The sequence below is a fragment of the Pedobacter indicus genome (assembly GCF_003449035.1).
Taxonomy (GTDB): Bacteria; Bacteroidota; Bacteroidia; order Sphingobacteriales; family Sphingobacteriaceae; genus Albibacterium; species Albibacterium indicum.
Map to the genome: position 1 here is coordinate 982,161 of NZ_QRGB01000001.1, position 16,848 is coordinate 999,008.

A 16,848-nucleotide genomic window follows, 5' to 3' on the forward strand; every position below is an offset into this window, starting at 1 on the left:
GCATATTTAATGCGACCGTCAAGCGGAATCTACCCTTTCAATTGTGTAAGATCCTTTTCCTGCTTCGAAGAAGATTGTATTCTTTCCGTCTTCTACCTGCGCATTTAACTCAACTTTTCCTCTTTTATTTTTTACGACCCATTTCCCCGCTTCCAGTCCGGCTAAAGCTACCTGATAAACACCTTTTCCTTTTGAGGGGATATCAATCAAAAAGCTCTTATCAATCAATTCTGAGCTATTGCTCATACTGATGACACGATCAGCCAAGTAAATCACATAACTAACATCCGTTTCTTTGTAGTTTATTGGCAACGGTTCCGTGTTGCCATCCACGATCTGGAAGACAGTCAGGAACCGATCCCGTCCATTTGCATTCTCGGGCGAGATCATAATCCGATTAGCGCGACCCTCTGGGTGGCTTGACGGAGGTGCTTCAAATTGTGTTTCAAAAGCACTATTAGCTTTTTCGCCACTAAATATCTCAATTGTCCTCTTGTCCGGACTCGGCACTAACATCTGAACATGTGTCTTGCCAACCTTATCTCCTCTTTTACTATTTAAGATCAGACCATCCGCTGTTTTCTCTGGAACGTTTAGGGTGTTTATCTGCCAATATTTTTTGAAATTCGGGTTGCTCGTCTGCATATCATCGGTTAAGATGATTGCCGCTGGCACTGATTCATTTTCTAGATTTAAAAACATAAAACTCCGCGTATATTTGCTGATTTTATAGGAATATGCTCCCTCTAAGTCGACCGAGAAATAACTGAAAGGAGGTTTCATTTCCGACGGTCCATAGCTTGCCGAAACGACTTTACCATTATCAAACCATGGATCAGTTTGCACCTGCTCTGCCGATGTTGGTGCACGTTGATTGAATCGCGCCCCTCCATCATTTGCCTTACTTCTGTAGAATTCTTCGTCCGGATCAACCGCTAACATCATGCTGTGTGAAATGGATCGTTTGTTAAAGCCCAGATCATAAGGAGTGCCATAGAATTTGTAAAGTCCAATATCACCCAGCTGGAAACCCCGATAGTAAAGTTGCATTGATCCAGCATCTGCATGCTGATGATTTCCAAAATGATAGCCACCACCTTTAATTTCTGCAACGACGTCGTCACTTTCATCACTGATATCCCATCCCGTTCGCGTGATCATTGAACCCAGTATAGGTCCAAAATCGATTGTCAGAGGCAGGCTTTCCAGACTTGGTTCAGCTTTAAGTTCCGGATCATTTAGCAATAAAAATAATACCGGATTGGAATTCAGACCTCCATGTCGCAAGAATTCACCTTTCACAACCGGGTCAGCCGAGTAGGCTGACATTAAGAACATCACCATTGGCGACTTCCAATAGTAAGGTTTTCCCGGCGCACCAGCACCAAAACCATCCCCATCGCGCAGCATCTGCCCATTTGGTGTTCGCATATACAGGAAGTACTTGGAAACATCCTTGATATTATCATCAAAAGCGGGTTTATCGGTCATTCTGTACATCAACCAAGCAGCGTGCATTTCCCATGCAAACCGGTAAGCTGCATAACCTACTCCCTGATTGTGGCGTGGCGACTGGTATTCAAATTTTCGCATCGGTACAAGTGTTTCCAGTACAGCATAAGAAGTGTATTGGTAGGGTAGAGGGTTCTCATTGTAAATCGCGATACTCATAGCCAGCAAATCGCGGTTCACCTGAGCCTCATTCCCATGTCCGTTTACAATACTTGTTAGAAATGGCGGCCAGCCAATTTCCATATCATCGGCTAATCGCATCAAATTATTGACCATCAGCTTCTTTTCATCTTCCGTAAGGAGATCATAAGTCCAGTCGTATACTTCGGAAGCAATAAAAATAGCCCGTCCCATCTCTCGTGTAATATCCAACAGATTACCAAACTCCACATGAGACAAATAAGGCGCCATCAGTTCAATTGCTTCGCGACCGATTTCCCTATCGCCGGTCATCAGGTAATAAAATGCTTTCATCTCTGCAGCCACTTCCAAATCCGCATTGAAGGACATCTCCTCACTTGGGTCAAATTCAAAAACGAACGGAACTAAAGCCGCTTTCTTTACTTTCTCCCAAGCCGCTTTGTGCTCGTCTGCCTGTAGGCGCGCTTTAACTAAAGGTAGGGTCTCCTTATTCACCAGTATTCTTGGGTGGGAAGCCGGTGGCGTCATCGTCGGCTTATAATTGACTGCAGCCTCAGGAACTTTCGGAGGTACATAAGTTTGCAATTGCAAATATTCCAAACGCACACCCCGTGGCAGCCAGATTTTAATTTCCTGTTCTTCACCAGTTAAAGCGAATTTTCCCGACCGCTGCAAAGGCCTGTCCCACGGTACATATACTACCCGTTTCGTTGCCCGCTGATCATCGATCTGTATCCTCATGTACATCGATTCATATTTGCTCGATGCTTTCTTCATCAGCGCAGCTCCTTCTTCATCGGTCACCGCATAACTATGCATCACATAGCGTCCTGCATCTGGAGCCTTTACGCGGAAAATTAAATCTGGCTCATCCCGTTCACCCTCAATCGCCTGTTCGATCCCGGACTTCAGCGTCACACCTTCCTTGTTGGTCAGTCGCTCGTCAGCCACTTTTTCACTGCTTTTCGTATTTATATCAGCCGTCGCCGCATTTAGACGAAAAGGTTTATTAGGGACAAATTCTATTGTTTGCGCAAGTAACGGTAACGTAACCGATATGGATAAAATCAAAATAAAGGTTAGCTTTTTGTACATGAGAGTATAGTTGTTTTCAGTTTGTTTGGTTAATTCAATTCTAAAGATAAAGAAAAAAAAGAATTTAGGGTTGATTTGTTTAACGTTATGCTACGAAAATTTCGTACCTTGTTGCAATACTCCAAGAATTATGAAAGTCTGTCTCCATTTTTATAAGCGCATATTTGTAGCAAATTTTATGTTAGCTCTCTTATTTTCGCTACTTTCTTTACCAGATCTCCTTTCCATGTTTAAAGCATTCGCCATTTCGTTGCCTACTTTCGCTTATGGACTGACGATTTATTTTTTCGATCGATTTAAATACCAGTACTACCTGTATAATAATCTAGGCTACTCGAAAAAAAATCTAATTTTATTCGGATTATTAGTCAATGTCATACTATCTACCCTTTTGTTTGTCATCATTATTCTGACCAAATGAATACTTTAGAAATCGATTCCGTTCGTTTGAGTTTTTCCAACTTTTCTCGAGAACAACGTATTTTAACAGACTGTTACTTAAACTGCGTTTCAGGCGAAATCATCGGTGTTCTCGGTCGTAACGGTTGCGGTAAGTCCTCTTTATTCAAAATTATTTTTGGTTCGCTAAACCCGGCGAACAAACTCATACGCATTAATGGGGAGGTTTGCAGTCAACCTTTCAAGAAGAAGCTAGTAGGGTACATCCCACAGGTTAGCATTTTTCCGGGCGATTTTACGGTCAATAAGCTTCTTAAATTTCTCTTCGGAAAGGAGCGCTTGGAGTCCATAAAGTCCTATGAACGTATCGAGTCCATCTTAAAAACCAAGATCAGGAAACTGTCGGGAGGTGAGTTAAAATACTTGGAAGTATTAACGATGCTCCACATGAATCATCCGTTTATTCTACTTGATGAACCCTTCTCTGGAGTAGAGCCCATCTATCAAAAAGAGATACAGGTTTTATTGAAAAGTAATCCCCAAAACAAAGGAATCTTGTTGACTGACCATAACTATCGGAACATCCTTGAAGTCAGTGACCGATTGTATCTGCTACGAGAGGGCGTGTTAAAGCATGTCACTGATTTTAGCGAGTTGGAGTTGTATGGATATGTCCCTTCGGGTACTTTTGGAAAGTGAAAACTCTGTTATTAGATGTCGCTACGATCTGTTAAATAAAGTTAATTATTTATTAGTTACCGGCTTATATTAATAAGTTTGATCTAGCTACAAGTAGTTGTTATTCCGATTATAGAGACAATGAATATACGCCTGATCCGAATTATTATTTTTTTGTGTTCCTTAGTTGCCATCGATATCCAAGCTCAAGACCGCAAAAAAATCAGTGGCATGGTCGTCCTCCATTTATCTGATTTCAATGACAACATTAAAGTACGTGATGTACAAGTCCATAACTTACAAACCAACGAACGTGTATCGCCCAACAACGTCGGCGCCTTTGTCCTTTCTGGCAAGATCGGTGATACTGTTATTGCATGTTTAACGGGTTATCGCGTCCGCACACATGTAATTAAAGAATATAATAGTCTTTTGATTGACATGGATAGTACTATCCAATTGAAAGAGGTTCCAATACTAGGTGTGCATAAGAGAAGAAACTACGAAGCGGAAAAGATTGAATATGCGAGACAAAGAGATATATATTATGGTGGAAAGCCTCCCATTGTTCTATTGTCTCCTTTCGGAGGCAGCCCAATAACTTTTTTTCGTGAGCTCTTCAGTAAAGATGCCCGGAAAATAAGGAGGTTGAACGCTTCTCTTTCTGAAGAATCTCAACAGGAAGAGATCGATTTGAAGTTTAACGCTGAAACTGTAAAAAATTTGCTCCCGGACATAAGCGATGAGGGTCTACAGATGTTTCTTACAGAATATCGGCCAGACTATGAACAAATTAAAAAGTGGTCAGATTATGATTTCGTGAAATATATTACAAATAACTACAAAGAATTTCGTAAGAATAGAGAGTGATTTAATACTCAATCTGAAAATCCACTTCCTTGTCTTTATACGAGATCGGGACGGTTACCATAAAGTGCACCATACTTAGCGCCTGGCAGTCCAGTTGATCGATATGAACTTGATAAACCAATTTGTCACCTACTAATCTGAGGTTCTGATCCTGTAATTCCGCACAGCGAGGGACATTAACCGAACCACCAATTATATAATGAGTGCTAAAGTCAATTTCTGGTGGATTTGCTATGCACGCTGTCTTCGATGCGTATTCTTCTTGAGTTTTCGCAGTAAATGGGTATTCCTCTTGTTTTGTTAACTGCATTCTCTGTAGCGCTGAGGGAATTAACTCGTTCTATTTATAGACCAATAAAACGCGATGAAGAAAATAATTTTAGATCTGGCAACCACACTAGACGGATTTATTGAAGGTCCTAATGGAGAAATCGACTGGTGTATTATGGATGAAGATATGGATTTTGGAGGGTTTCTTTCTAGTATCGATACCATATTTTACGGAAGAGTGAGTTACGATACTTGGGGTAATTTTCGACCTGGGAAAGACGCGAATGAAGCAGAAAGGGCATTATGGTCAGCTGTTCACAGCAAGAAAAAATATGTTTTTTCCAATACTCCAAAAGAAGGAGAAGAAGTGACCTTCATCAGTTCTGATCTTCCTCAAAAGGTAGCTGAAATTCAACTTCAAGAAGGTAAAGATATATGGCTTTATGGTGGTGCCAAACTAATTGAGACCTTCATGAAGCTGAATCTAATTGATATTTATCGCTTATCCGTTCACCCCACTGTCCTAGGGTCCGGTAAACCGCTGTTTGAAAACTTGCGACACCGCATTAACCTAGATTTGCTTTTTGTAAACAGGTTTAAATCCGGCGTCGTGCAGCTCGTCTATAAAAACAAGAAATGAAATTTAACGTTCATACTTTAAAGCGATTAGAATAAAAGGTTCATGGAGTTATACGGACAGGAAAGCAGAAGTATACCACAGAAAATTATTATTCATTTCATAGAGCTTTTGCTATTATGGTTATCTTTTTGGCTACTATTCCAAGACGGAGGCAATAGGATAGCGAATGTCATTCACATATCCAATTCATTAGAAGGCTATGACCGGCGCATAATCATCTTCGCCTTTAATCTCATTACCTTTATCAGGCTCGGTTATATGATGACATTTCTGTTAAAAAGAAAAATACAATGGGAAGAAAGTGTCAGTGTGCCCTTTGCCTTTGCTCTGTATTACATAGGCTTCTCGCTTTTTGTGCTCCCCACATCCAAACCATTAGATGCTTTGGATGTTATTGCTGTTGTTTTATTTCTTGTCGGATCCGTATTAAACAGTGGCGGTGAGATATTAAGAGGTCGATGGAAAAAGAATCCCGAAAACAAAGGGAAAATTTATACCAAAGGGTTCTTTAAATATTCCCGCCATATCAACTACTTTGGCGATCTCTTATGGGTAAGCGCCTATGCTATTATTACCAGAAATTGGTATGCTATCAGTGTTCCAATCTTTCTTTTCTGTTTCTTTGCTTTCTTCAACGCCCCAAAACTAGATGCATATCTTAAAAAGAAATACGGTAAGGGCTATGACGACTATGCAAAAAGCACAAAGATGCTGATACCTTTCATTTATTAATTTGAAATACTTACGGTAGTTAGTTTTTTTTGGCGGTTGTATTCTGACTTTCAAGTACCCAGATGTTTTTCACAAAAAGTGAAATAGCCTTGTCGGGCGCGAAATGTTCCATCTTAGATCTCCTTCACGACCTTACACGGATTTCCGACGGCTATGACATTCGCAGGAATATTTTTGGTCACGACGCTGCCCGCTCCGATGATCGAGTTATCCCCAATCGTGATACCAGGAAGAATAACCACGTTGCCGCCAACCCAAACATTATTGCCAATGACAATCGGTTTTGCATACTCCAATCCATCTTTCCTGCCTTGCGGATCTTGAACATGGTTAACCGTAAACAAGCTGACATTGGGTCCCAACAATACATCGTCGCCAATAGTAACCAAACCAACATCTAAGATAGTACAGTTGAAATTCGAAAAGAAGTTGTTTCCGATATGGATATTATAACCATAATCACAATAAAAAGGCTGTTCAATCGTAAAGTTCTCTTTCGCAGAACCCAGAATCGTTCTCGCCAGTGCTTGTTTGGCATCCGTTTCGGAAGGCGCCAATAAATTATATTGATGAATAAGATCCTTTAATCGGGCTCTGTCTTCAGTAAGGTCAGCTACATAAGGGCTATACACCTCTCCGCTGAGCATTTTTTCTTTTTCGGTTTTCATATAGTGGGCTATCAATATGCTTGTCCAAAGGTCAGCAAATTATTGTCAGGATCAAGAATAGAAAACTCTATTTGTCCCCAGGGTTTTTTCTGTAAGCTGCCATTCGGGTGTATTATCCCTTTGTTTTCCGAGAAAGATTGATAAACCCCTTCAATATCGTCAGTTCGGAAATAAACCTGGCCATAATTTTCTTTTGGATCTAGCTCTTTAAATAAGAAAAGATGAATTTGAATCTGATCCTTCTCTGCCATCAGGTAGTCAGGGTAGTCGACGTCGCCGATTTAATAATAGGATTTTGAGCACTCAATTAACTACCACGCTTAAGGTTTTCGTTCAGTAGCCCTTGTATGCCCCCTGTATGGACATACTGGAACAGCCCTACGAGTATGTCCACACAGGGTTCACCGACCGGCCACCACGAGAGCATGTAAAAGCAGTCGCAATCCACCGCTTTTTTGTCGCGATTACACCGTGTTTTTTTTGAGGCTAAGTAGTAAGTTTGGACATAATAAAACAATTGTAATAGCTATGGCACTAATCAATCCTCACATTAACTTCAACGGAAATGCCGAAGAGGCATTTACTTTTTACAAATCAGTATTTGGCGGAGAGTTTGCTAGAATTGTTCGTTTCAAAGACGTGGCAAGCTCGGAATTCCCGATATCAGAAAAAGAAGAAAATAAAATCATAGAGATAAATATGGAATTGAATGGATGGTAGATTTTGATCCAAACTATAAAGGACAAATTTAGCCGAAAAAATTGAACTAATTTGAAAATACGTTTATCTTTGCTGCAGTTTTTTAGCTTCTCATGTCGAAAAAGATAAATATAATATTGATTATATGCTTATTGGGGTCTTTTCTAGTCCCCGAGCAATCTTTTGCTTGTGAAGCTAACGCTAAAGAAGTTGCCGTCAACGAGAAGTCATGCGACATTGCCCAAACGCAGCATCATTCAGAAAACGAGAATAGGGACGAGTGTTGTAAGACTCAAGATGATGTAAGCAATGAATGTTCCCACCATTGTGGTACCAGTACTTGCCACGGCTCATCAAACAATTTCTCGGCAACTTCACCGTTTTCTACAAATACTCAAAATCATTTGAGCTTTGACGCTAACAAATCTTATCCCCAATACCAACAACGGTATTATTCCTCTGGGGAGTTTTCCATTTGGCAACCACCTAAAATAAGCTAGAAACCATGGCTTCCTTGCCATAGGCGTGTCTTGTCGAAAGCTAAACATAGCTTTCAATCACTTTATTTTATTAGTTATTTAAATTCTATTAGAAATGGATTTGTAATCCCATTTCTAATTCATTTTGATATCATGTTATGCTTAATAAAGTCATTAACTATTTTTTGGAGAACAGGGTAGTAACACTGGTTTTGCTTATGGTTGTCCTTATATGGGGGCTGATTACGGCACCCTTTAACTGGCATCAGAACGTATTGCCGAGTGATCCCGTGCCAGTCGATGCTATCCCGAATATTGGAGAAAATCAGCAAATTGTAGCAACAGAATGGATGGGGCGGTCGCCAAAAGATATCCAAGAGCAAATCACTTATCCGCTTACCACATCCATGCTGGGCATACCGGGCGTAAAAACGATACGGAGCAGCTCGATGTTCGGGATGTCTTTTCTTTATGTGATTTTTGAGGAGGATGTCGAGTTTTATTGGAGCCGTTCTCGTATTTTGGAAAAGTTGAACTCGTTGCCTGCCGGCACATTGCCGGCTGATGTAACACCTACACTCGGGCCGGATGCTACTGCTTTGGGTCAGGTCTTTTGGTACACATTGGAAGGGCGCAACCCCGAAACGGGAGAGCCGGCTGGAGGGTGGGATCCGGATGAGCTGCGCTCGATTCAAGATTTTTACGCAAAATATAATTTAGCAGCATCGGAAGGGGTTGCCGAAGTAGCTTCCATCGGAGGCTTTATAAAAGAATACCAAGTCGATATCAATCCTGATGCGATGCGTGCGTATAACGTATCTGTAATGGATATTATGTCGGCTATTCAAAACAGCAATCTGGATATCGGTGCGGAAACAATCGAAATAAATAAAGCGGAATACTTAGTGCGTGGATTGGGTTATCTAAAAAGTATTCAGGATCTCGAAGATGCTGTCGTAACAGTACGCAACAGTGTTCCCGTGAAAATAAAAGATGTCGCGTTTGTCAATCTAGGACCGTCCACACGGCGCGGCGGGCTGGACAGAGAAGGTGTTGAGGCGGTTGGTGGTGTAGTGGTTGCCCGGCATGAAACTAACCCGATGGAAGTCATCAATAACGTTAAGGAAAAGATCAAAGAGATGGAGGCCGGCTTCCCTCAAAAAACACTAGCAGACGGAACCATATCGAAAGTGACTGTTGTACCTTTCTATGATCGCTCAGGCTTGATCCAGGAAACCATCGGGACATTGGAGCGTGCGCTTGCCCATGAAATACTGATCTGCATTATCGTTGTCATCGTCTTGGTGATCAATCTACGCGCATCAATTCTTATATCCAGCCTCTTGCCCATCGGTGTGTTGGCGACTTTCATTATTATGAAACAGATGGATGTAGAAGCGAACATCGTTGCTCTTTCGGGTATCGCCATTGCCATCGGTGTTATGGTTGATGTTGGGATCGTCTTTATCGAGAGTATTTTGCGCCATATTGATGAAGAAAAAGCCAAGGGTGTTGAGAGCCGGGGGAAAGTCTTTGTAAACTTGATTTCTCGTGCTGTGACGGAAGTTTCAGGAGCTTTGTCAACGGCAATGCTCACCACGATCATCAGCTTTTTACCTGTTTTTATGATGGAAGCACAAGAAGGTAAGTTGTTCGGTCCCTTGGCATACACCAAAACCTTTGCTTTGGTTTCAGCCTTTGTGTTAGGCATTATTATCTTGCCAACACTAGCTTATTATATATTTTCAATCCGTATCAATGGGAGTAAAGTTCGCCGGATAGCCAACTACGTTTTGGTAGTTGCCGGTATCGCTCTTTGGATCTATACAGGTGTTTTTGTCGCGTTCGCATTGACCTTGATCGGAGTCAACAACCTGTTTACACCAAAATGGAAAGGAGAAAAAATTGCCAACTACGTTAATGTAGCTATCACACTTTTTGTAGCGATGTATTACCTGACGGTTGAGTGGCTGCCACTCGGCACGCAGGCAAGCACCACACTTAACTTTGTGTTCGTATTCTTTGCCATTGGTTCCATCCTGGGAATGTTATGGGCATTGGTGATCTATTATGAACAGATCCTGCGTTGGTCACTTTCCAACCGGTGGAAATTCATGGCCATCCCTATCATTACTTTATTATTCGGAATGTTAGCATGGATGGGCGTAGAGAAGAGTTTTGATTTTGTTGCAAATGGCTTCGAAAAGACAGGTTGGAAATCATTTCGGGAGACTGCCTTCTGGCAAAAATCCACCGAAACATTTCCCGGTATCGGGGAGGAATTTATGCCAAGCCTCAATGAAGGTTCTTTCCTTTTGATGCCCACCAGTATGCCGCATACTGGGATTGAACAAAACCTGCAATTGATCAGAACACTTGATAAACGTATTCAAAACATACCGGAAGTCGAACTTATCGTAGGAAAATGGGGCCGTGTGAATTCTGCACTTGATCCTGCGCCCACACAGATGTTTGAAAATACGATCAATTATATCCCGGAATTTTATCTGGATGAAGACGGGCACCGTGAAAGATTCAAGGTAAACAGTTCCGGAGAATTCGTGTTGAAAGGCGACAAGACCTATGCTGTTTCCAATGGTTTCCGTTCCATACCACGCGACAGTCTGATTGAAGATAAAAGCGGAAAATTTTTCCGCAGATGGCGTCCCGAAATTAAAAAAGCCGAAGATATCTGGCAAGAGATCGTCAATGTTTCCCATCTGCCCGGATTGACTTCCGCTCCTAAGCTGCAACCGATAGAAGCGAGAATGGTGATGCTTTCTACGGGCATGAGGGCTCCGATGGGGTTAAAGGTATCAGGTCCGGATCTGGAGTCGATTGAAATCGGTGGCAAGGCCTTGGAAGAAGCGTTAAAGGATGTTCCATCTGTTATGCCATCGACCGTTTTCTACGACCGTGCTGTAGGCGCACCTTATATCGAAATTCAACTGAACCGCGATAGAATGGCCAGATACGGTATCACGGTTGCTGAACTTCAGGAAGTGATCAGCGCGGCTGTAGGCGGTATGACGCTGACCACGACGGTTGAAGGTCGGGAACGGTTTCCCGTGCGTCTACGTTATCCGCGAGAACTAAGGGACGATCCTGATGCCTTGAAGAAAATAATCGTACCTACCGCAACCGGAGCACAGATCCCATTAGGAGAGGTAGTCACCATTGAGTATGCGAAGGGCGCGCAGATGATTCAAAGTGAAAATACCTTTTTGTTGGGTTATGTAATCTTTGATAAAAAAAGTGGCATAGCAGAAGTCGACGTAGTACACGAAGCGGATCAGTTCCTAAAGGAAAAAATAGCATCTGGAGAACTCGATTTACCCAACGGGGTGACGTATAAGTTTGCCGGAAATTATGAACAGCAGGAGCGTGCATCCCAGCGCTTAATGCTGATTATACCTTTGAGTTTGTTAGCCATTTTAGTAATTCTCTACTTTCAGTTCCGAACGGTTACAGCATCGTTAATTCATTTTTCTGGTGTTTTTGTAGCTCTTGCAGGAGGTTTTATTTTGTTGTGGCTTTACGGACAGCCTTGGTTTATGGATTTCTCTGTCGGGGGGACGAATATGAGGGATCTGTTCCAGATGCACAGCATCAATCTCAGCATCGCTGTTTGGGTAGGGTTTATCGCCCTGTTCGGGCTAGCGACAAGTGACGGGGTACTCATGGGAACGTATATTCACGACACATTTGAAGAACGTAAGCCCCAGTCAAAAGATGAAATACGGGAGGCCGTCATATACGCAGGGCTAAAACGTGTCAGACCTGCAGCGATGACTACTGCAACGGCATTGATTGCATTGCTGCCCGTTTTGACCTCAACCGGTAAAGGAGCGGAGATCATGGTGCCGATGGCAATCCCGACTTTCGGTGGTATGCTAATTCAGTCCATGACGATGTTTGTGGTTCCGGTATTCCAATGCTGGTGGAGGGAATCTGCCACGAAAAAAGAAAATAGAAAAAACAATAATTAATTGTATACAAATGAAGATGAATAAATTAAATCGATATGTCGTCGTAGCTGTATTGATGTGGTTAAGCATCTTTTCGAAAGCTTCCGCTCAGAATACATTCACAGATTCACTGTCCTATTATATACAGGTTGCGATTGAAAATAATCCTGGCTTGAAATCACAGAAGTATATCCATGCGGCTTTTTTGGAAAAGATCCCACAAGCGGGGGCTTATCAAGACCCGGAGTTGTCCATGGAAGCTTATACGATGCCCATGGAAGTTGTGGGTGGGCGCTCAATTGGCAATATAAGCTTAATGCAGGTGTTTCCCTGGTTTGGAACAAGGAAAGCTGCTCGTACAGAAGCAACCCACATGGCTAATGTGCAAGATAAGCAGTATCAGGAGGTTTTAAATAGTCTAATCCTTCAGGTTAGTACAAAGTGGTACTTGCTGCAGAAATTAAGCGAACAACTAAAGAATAATCAAGAAAATAAAGTGCTTCTAGAACAATTGGAACAATTGGCAATACGGAAATTCTCTGCACCTTCAGGGGGATCAGAAGCGAGCATGTCAGAGACACTCCGGATACAAATGGGGGTTGCAGAAATTGAAAACAATATTGAAAGCCTGCATGCTCAGATCGAAGCTGAAAAGGCAGAATTCAATGCATTGTTGAATAGGAAAGCGAGTGAAGAAGTGATGGTGGGAAAGGAGATTCGCAAGTTGAATTTCTTATATAGTGAGAAAGAAGCACTGAGAATTATTCAGATGAACAATCCCGTGCTTGGAATGATCACCGAAGAAGGTTTGGCCTATAAAGCGAAAGCGGAGGCGGATCGGAAAATGAGCTATCCGATGATTGGCATAGGTGTGGAATACATGGTTTTGGGAAAAACGAACAATGCGATGCTTGCGATGGACGGGATGAATGGGAACGACATGGTCATGCCTATGGTCTCGTTGAGCCTGCCGCTCTTCCGTAAAAAGTATAACGCCCAGCAAAACGAAAGCAGGCTATGGCGGAAATCAAGCGAAGAGAGTTTTAAAAACACATTGAATACCTTAGAAAGTGAGTTTTATAGTTTCAAAAGCCAATTGGATGATGCTGAGCGCACCATTGAGCTGTATGAAAAGCAAACTACGCTTGCTCAAACAACCTATAACCTGATCGTAAAAGAATTCATCAGCGGAAAAAGTGACTTGACCAACGTGATTGAGGTACAGCGCCAATTGCTGGACTATCAACTTAAAAGAGCGGAAGCGCTTACTAACTATAATACATTGGTTGTGTCAATAAAAAAATTATTAGCAGATAATAGATAACGAGATTTTTTAAAGAATTTAGTAATGAACAAACTGAAAAGCATTTTTAAAAATAAGGGGGTAACATACGGTATCGTCCTACTGTCCGGATTGTTGCTAGGCTGGGCTATATTTGGGGGGAGTTCATCTCATCATCACAACCATGATCTTGAAGCCGAGGAGACCGAGAATGGAGAAACTGTATGGACTTGTTCCATGCATCCACAGATTAGAATGGACAAACCGGGCAAATGTCCGATCTGTGCAATGGATTTAATTACTTTAAAATCATCGGGCGGAGGTGATGATATGATTGATGATGATGCTTTACAGATGTCAGAGGAAGCGATTGCCCTTGCGAATATCCAGACTTCGATTGTCGGTCATCAAGATGTAGCCAAAGACCTGCAATTATATGGAACCATTCAAGTAGATGAGCGTTTGCAACGATCTCAAACATCACATGTCAACGGGCGCATTGAAACTCTCTATGTAACCTTTACCGGTGAGTCTGTGAAAGAAGGTCAATTGATCGCTAAGGTTTATTCGCCTGAGCTGCTGACAGCGCAACAGGAATTATTGGAAGCTGCAAAATTGCAAGACGCCCAACCCTTATTACTTGATGCAGCGAAAGAAAAGCTGCGTCTATGGAAAGTATCGGAAGATCAGATCAGCAAAATACTGGTATCCAACGAAGTTTCTCCCTACGTAGATATACATGCAAATACGAGTGGGGTCGTTATGTCGAAAAATGTAAACCAAGGAGATTATATCACCCAAGGGAGCGTTTTGTACACCATTTCAAACCTTTCTAGGTTATGGGCGGTTTTTGAAGCTTATGAGTCTGATTTGCCATTTTTAAAAGTAGGTGATCAGTTGGAGTATACATTGCAAAGTGCACCCGGAAGGGTTTATAAAGGTCGGATCGCTTTTATTAATCCCATTATTGATGCTGGTTCAAGAACGGCAAAAATCAGGGTTGAAGCCGATAACCGGGATCGGAGCCTTAAGCCTGAAATGTACGCAACGGCCAGAATTACGGCACCTGTACAGGGCTACAAGGATGGGCTGGCCATTCCCCGGTCGGCAGTATTATGGACCGGGAAGCGTTCGATTGTTTATGTAAAACAACCAAATACATCTACGCCTGCCTTTAAACTGCGGGAAATTGTATTGGGGCCTTCAATGGAAGATCAATTTGTTGTTATTTCAGGATTGGAAAAAGGCGAGGAAATCGTAACTAACGGAACGTTCACGATTGATGCGAGCGCTCAACTGGAAGGTAAAGCCAGTATGATGAATAATGACGGAATAGCTTCTGCAACCGGTCATCAACATGGAGAGATGCAGTCGAGCAACAACAAAACACATGCTATGTTTAACGTGTCCGGGAATTGTGAAATGTGCAAAAAGCGAATCGAGAAAGCGGCGAAAAGCGTCGACGGGGTGATTTCTGCAAATTGGGATGTAAATGCTAAAGTCATGCATTTGGATTTCGACTTAGGAGTAACCACAAAAAGTGCAATAAGTAAAGCGATCGCCAATGTTGGTCACGATACAGAGCTTGACAAGGCGCCCGAGGCAGTTTATGAAAATTTACCGGGTTGCTGTCTTTATAGACTTAAAAAATGATTTGTCTGTCTCTTTTTTGGGAATCTTCGTATTCTTAAAGTATATAATGAATATGTTCAGCCAAACCCTGAAACTGAAATGGTGATAAGTTGGTGGTAACTTGGTTCACACCTTAATGGATTTATGGTGGATTCCATCCGCATTGTATCCGCAATTTTGCGTCGAAAATGCGGTAAAGGTCAGGATGGGATCCTCTTTGTTTTTATCCACGACTGGCAGCGATTATTAAGGTCATAACATTAATGTAGCGCGCAATAGTTGCTTCTGTTTATTGATTGCTGCTATGAGGGTTAAGCTTTTCGAACATCCAAACTCATCGGCATTCTCTAACTCAAAAGAAGCGAACCCTGTAGGGATATTAGGGATTTGGAGTTTCTAACATCCATTTCCAGGCGGGTACAATTTTTATATCGACGCCATCGACACTTAATTCTTCCTCTTCTTCGGCGGTGATAATAAGTCCGTTGCTAACGCGACAGTAGTGTGCCGCCTTGAGGAGTCCCTTTATTTCCCTGTTGCGGGTGGTGGGTTCTGCTAGCGTCCAGCTCACTTGCACAGGTAATGGGGAGGCTCCTTCACTGTATACGATAAAGTCACATTCAGATGAGGGTTCAGCATAATAGTAGATATTGTTACTATAGATATTGCCATATTTAAGATATAATTCTTTGAATATGAGATTCTCTAGCAATAAGCCTTTATTTGCCGTATACTGAGCTGTGTTGGCGTTGAGTAATCCATTATCGAGCCAATATATTTTTTTATCAGATCTTTCTCGTTTGTTGTCAGAATAATCAAAGCGGCTGATTCGTTTGAATAAATAGGCTTGTTCTGCCATGTCCATGGCATCGTAAACGCTGTTTACGCCTACGCTATATCCTTGAGATTTTAAGTTGTTATATAGACGACGATTGCTTACCGTTTTTCCGATGGTTGCTGCAGCTTGTCGATAGAGGCTACGTAAGTAACTGTAATTTGTTAGTTGATTATACTCTACAATGTCACGAAGCAACATTGCGTTATAGTATTCCTGTAGATAGGCGGTGCGTAACCGGATGTCGTCTAGGTTGATCGTTTCTGGGTATCCTCCATTTGTCAGGTATTGGTGGAATAGTGCGACCGTTTTGTTTCTATTTGCACCATATATACCGGGCTTTATATCCTTGAAACTGCAATATTCGATAAATGATAAGGGCAATAGTTCAATAGCTATACTGCGTCCGCGTAGTACTGATTTTAACTCGGTATGCAAAACAGAGCTGTTGCTGCCAGTAAAAAATATACGTTTGGAATAGGTTTCGTTGATACGGTTGATGAAACGTTCCCAGCCAGGAGCCGCTTGTACTTCATCAAAAAAGAACCAGTTGTCTTCTAATGTATGGTCGGGATGGAGTTCTTGCCAGGATCGGAGTAGTAGGTCAAGATTTTTATTGTCGAATTGAATACGTTCATCTTCAAAGTTGAAATAAAAGATATGTGCAGGTGGGATATGTTTAACTTTTTTAAGCTCTTCCATGGCGAGGAGCATGGAGGAGGTCTTTCCGACCCGCCGGGGGCCGATGATCGCTTGGATCTTTTCAAGCTTCAAGGAGAGTTGCGTATTCCGTATTCTTAATCCTTTTACAGGTTTCCTCTCTTTATTCTGAATAAGTATTTCCTTGATAATTTCTTTCATTTCTTATGACGAATATAAGAAATTATCTTTATGAGAAAGATAAATGTTGTAAAATCATCTTTTAAATAAAGATTTATATCCAATAAT

At 41.9% G+C, this 16,848-nt stretch carries 13 protein-coding genes; 8 read left to right on the forward strand and 5 right to left on the reverse strand.

The genetic code is table 11. From position 1 onward, the window contains the following. Positions 1-18: 18 nt before the first annotated feature. Entirely contained in the window at positions 19-2,748 is a 2,730-nt protein-coding gene (locus D3P12_RS04540; RefSeq protein WP_118193886.1) for a hypothetical protein, read from the reverse strand. 417 nt (positions 2,749-3,165) lie between these two features. Here D3P12_RS04540 and D3P12_RS04550 point away from each other — a divergent pair, with 417 nt between their 5' ends. Together D3P12_RS04550 and D3P12_RS04555 are read left to right on the forward strand one after the other, a co-directional pair. Then, positions 3,166-3,846: an ATP-binding cassette domain-containing protein gene (locus D3P12_RS04550; protein ID WP_118193888.1), complete on the forward strand. Its 681-nt coding sequence runs from the start codon at positions 3,166-3,168 to the stop codon at positions 3,844-3,846. 120 nt (positions 3,847-3,966) lie between these two features. Next, the gene (locus D3P12_RS04555; RefSeq protein ID WP_118193889.1) at positions 3,967-4,695 is read left to right on the forward strand and encodes a hypothetical protein; all 729 of its coding nucleotides are present in this window, start codon (positions 3,967-3,969) and stop codon (positions 4,693-4,695) included. A 1-nt stretch (position 4,696) separates the two neighbouring features. Here the strand turns inward: D3P12_RS04555 and D3P12_RS04560 are convergent, their stop codons facing one another. Next, positions 4,697-5,005, reverse strand: coding sequence for a hypothetical protein (locus D3P12_RS04560; protein WP_118193890.1), 309 nt, complete (start codon positions 5,003-5,005; stop codon positions 4,697-4,699). Positions 5,006-5,059: 54 nt separating this feature from the next. Here D3P12_RS04560 and D3P12_RS04565 point away from each other — a divergent pair, with 54 nt between their 5' ends. Next, entirely contained in the window at positions 5,060-5,605 is a 546-nt protein-coding gene (locus D3P12_RS04565) for a dihydrofolate reductase family protein (RefSeq protein ID WP_118193891.1), read from the forward strand. A gap of 42 nt (positions 5,606-5,647) precedes the next feature. Further along, positions 5,648-6,337 (forward strand): DUF1295 domain-containing protein, encoded by a 690-nt coding sequence (locus D3P12_RS04570; protein ID WP_118193892.1) that lies wholly within the window; start codon positions 5,648-5,650, stop codon positions 6,335-6,337. Between the two features lie 113 nt (positions 6,338-6,450). Here D3P12_RS04570 and D3P12_RS15645 read toward each other — a convergent pair whose 3' ends face one another. Both D3P12_RS15645 and D3P12_RS04580 read right to left on the reverse strand, forming a co-directional pair. Continuing rightward, the gene (locus tag D3P12_RS15645) at positions 6,451-7,005 is read right to left on the reverse strand and encodes a sugar O-acetyltransferase (RefSeq protein ID WP_118193893.1); all 555 of its coding nucleotides are present in this window, start codon (positions 7,003-7,005) and stop codon (positions 6,451-6,453) included. Positions 7,006-7,016: 11 nt separating this feature from the next. Further along, a complete protein-coding gene (locus D3P12_RS04580; RefSeq protein WP_118193894.1) occupies positions 7,017-7,256 on the reverse strand; it encodes a VOC family protein in 240 nt (79 codons plus the stop codon). Positions 7,257-7,533: 277 nt separating this feature from the next. On the opposite strand from D3P12_RS04580, the gene D3P12_RS04585 reads away from it, so the two are divergent. From D3P12_RS04585 to D3P12_RS04600, 4 genes are all read left to right on the forward strand, one after another. Further along, positions 7,534-7,725 (forward strand): hypothetical protein, encoded by a 192-nt coding sequence (locus D3P12_RS04585; RefSeq protein ID WP_245977387.1) that lies wholly within the window; start codon positions 7,534-7,536, stop codon positions 7,723-7,725. A 616-nt stretch (positions 7,726-8,341) separates the two neighbouring features. Further along, positions 8,342-12,172 carry an efflux RND transporter permease subunit gene (locus tag D3P12_RS04590; RefSeq protein ID WP_118193895.1) on the forward strand — a complete coding sequence of 1,277 codons (3,831 nt, stop codon included), beginning with the start codon at positions 8,342-8,344 and terminating at the stop codon, positions 12,170-12,172. A 10-nt stretch (positions 12,173-12,182) separates the two neighbouring features. Next, the gene (locus D3P12_RS04595) at positions 12,183-13,475 is read left to right on the forward strand and encodes a TolC family protein (protein WP_205941058.1); all 1,293 of its coding nucleotides are present in this window, start codon (positions 12,183-12,185) and stop codon (positions 13,473-13,475) included. Between the two features lie 24 nt (positions 13,476-13,499). Beyond that, positions 13,500-15,086, forward strand: a complete 1,587-nt coding sequence (locus tag D3P12_RS04600; RefSeq protein ID WP_118193896.1) for an efflux RND transporter periplasmic adaptor subunit — start codon at positions 13,500-13,502, stop codon at positions 15,084-15,086. A gap of 358 nt (positions 15,087-15,444) precedes the next feature. Here D3P12_RS04600 and D3P12_RS04605 read toward each other — a convergent pair whose 3' ends face one another. Beyond that, complete coding sequence (locus D3P12_RS04605; RefSeq protein ID WP_118193897.1) at positions 15,445-16,761, reverse strand: ATP-binding protein; 1,317 nt, start codon at positions 16,759-16,761, stop codon at positions 15,445-15,447. Positions 16,762-16,848: the final 87 nt, after the last annotated feature.

Coding starts and splice junctions, on each gene's coding strand:
- D3P12_RS04540 (WP_118193886.1), bottom strand. CDS start 2,748: ATGTACAAAAAGCTAACCTTTATTTTGATTTTATCCATATCGGTTACG.
- D3P12_RS04550 (WP_118193888.1), top strand. CDS start 3,166: ATGAATACTTTAGAAATCGATTCCGTTCGTTTGAGTTTTTCCAACTTT.
- D3P12_RS04555 (WP_118193889.1), top strand. CDS start 3,967: ATGAATATACGCCTGATCCGAATTATTATTTTTTTGTGTTCCTTAGTT.
- D3P12_RS04560 (WP_118193890.1), bottom strand. CDS start 5,005: ATGCAGTTAACAAAACAAGAGGAATACCCATTTACTGCGAAAACTCAA.
- D3P12_RS04565 (WP_118193891.1), top strand. CDS start 5,060: ATGAAGAAAATAATTTTAGATCTGGCAACCACACTAGACGGATTTATT.
- D3P12_RS04570 (WP_118193892.1), top strand. CDS start 5,648: ATGGAGTTATACGGACAGGAAAGCAGAAGTATACCACAGAAAATTATT.
- D3P12_RS15645 (WP_118193893.1), bottom strand. CDS start 7,005: ATGAAAACCGAAAAAGAAAAAATGCTCAGCGGAGAGGTGTATAGCCCT.
- D3P12_RS04580 (WP_118193894.1), bottom strand. CDS start 7,256: ATGGCAGAGAAGGATCAGATTCAAATTCATCTTTTCTTATTTAAAGAG.
- D3P12_RS04585 (WP_245977387.1), top strand. CDS start 7,534: ATGGCACTAATCAATCCTCACATTAACTTCAACGGAAATGCCGAAGAG.
- D3P12_RS04590 (WP_118193895.1), top strand. CDS start 8,342: ATGCTTAATAAAGTCATTAACTATTTTTTGGAGAACAGGGTAGTAACA.
- D3P12_RS04595 (WP_205941058.1), top strand. CDS start 12,183: ATGAAGATGAATAAATTAAATCGATATGTCGTCGTAGCTGTATTGATG.
- D3P12_RS04600 (WP_118193896.1), top strand. CDS start 13,500: ATGAACAAACTGAAAAGCATTTTTAAAAATAAGGGGGTAACATACGGT.
- D3P12_RS04605 (WP_118193897.1), bottom strand. CDS start 16,761: ATGAAAGAAATTATCAAGGAAATACTTATTCAGAATAAAGAGAGGAAA.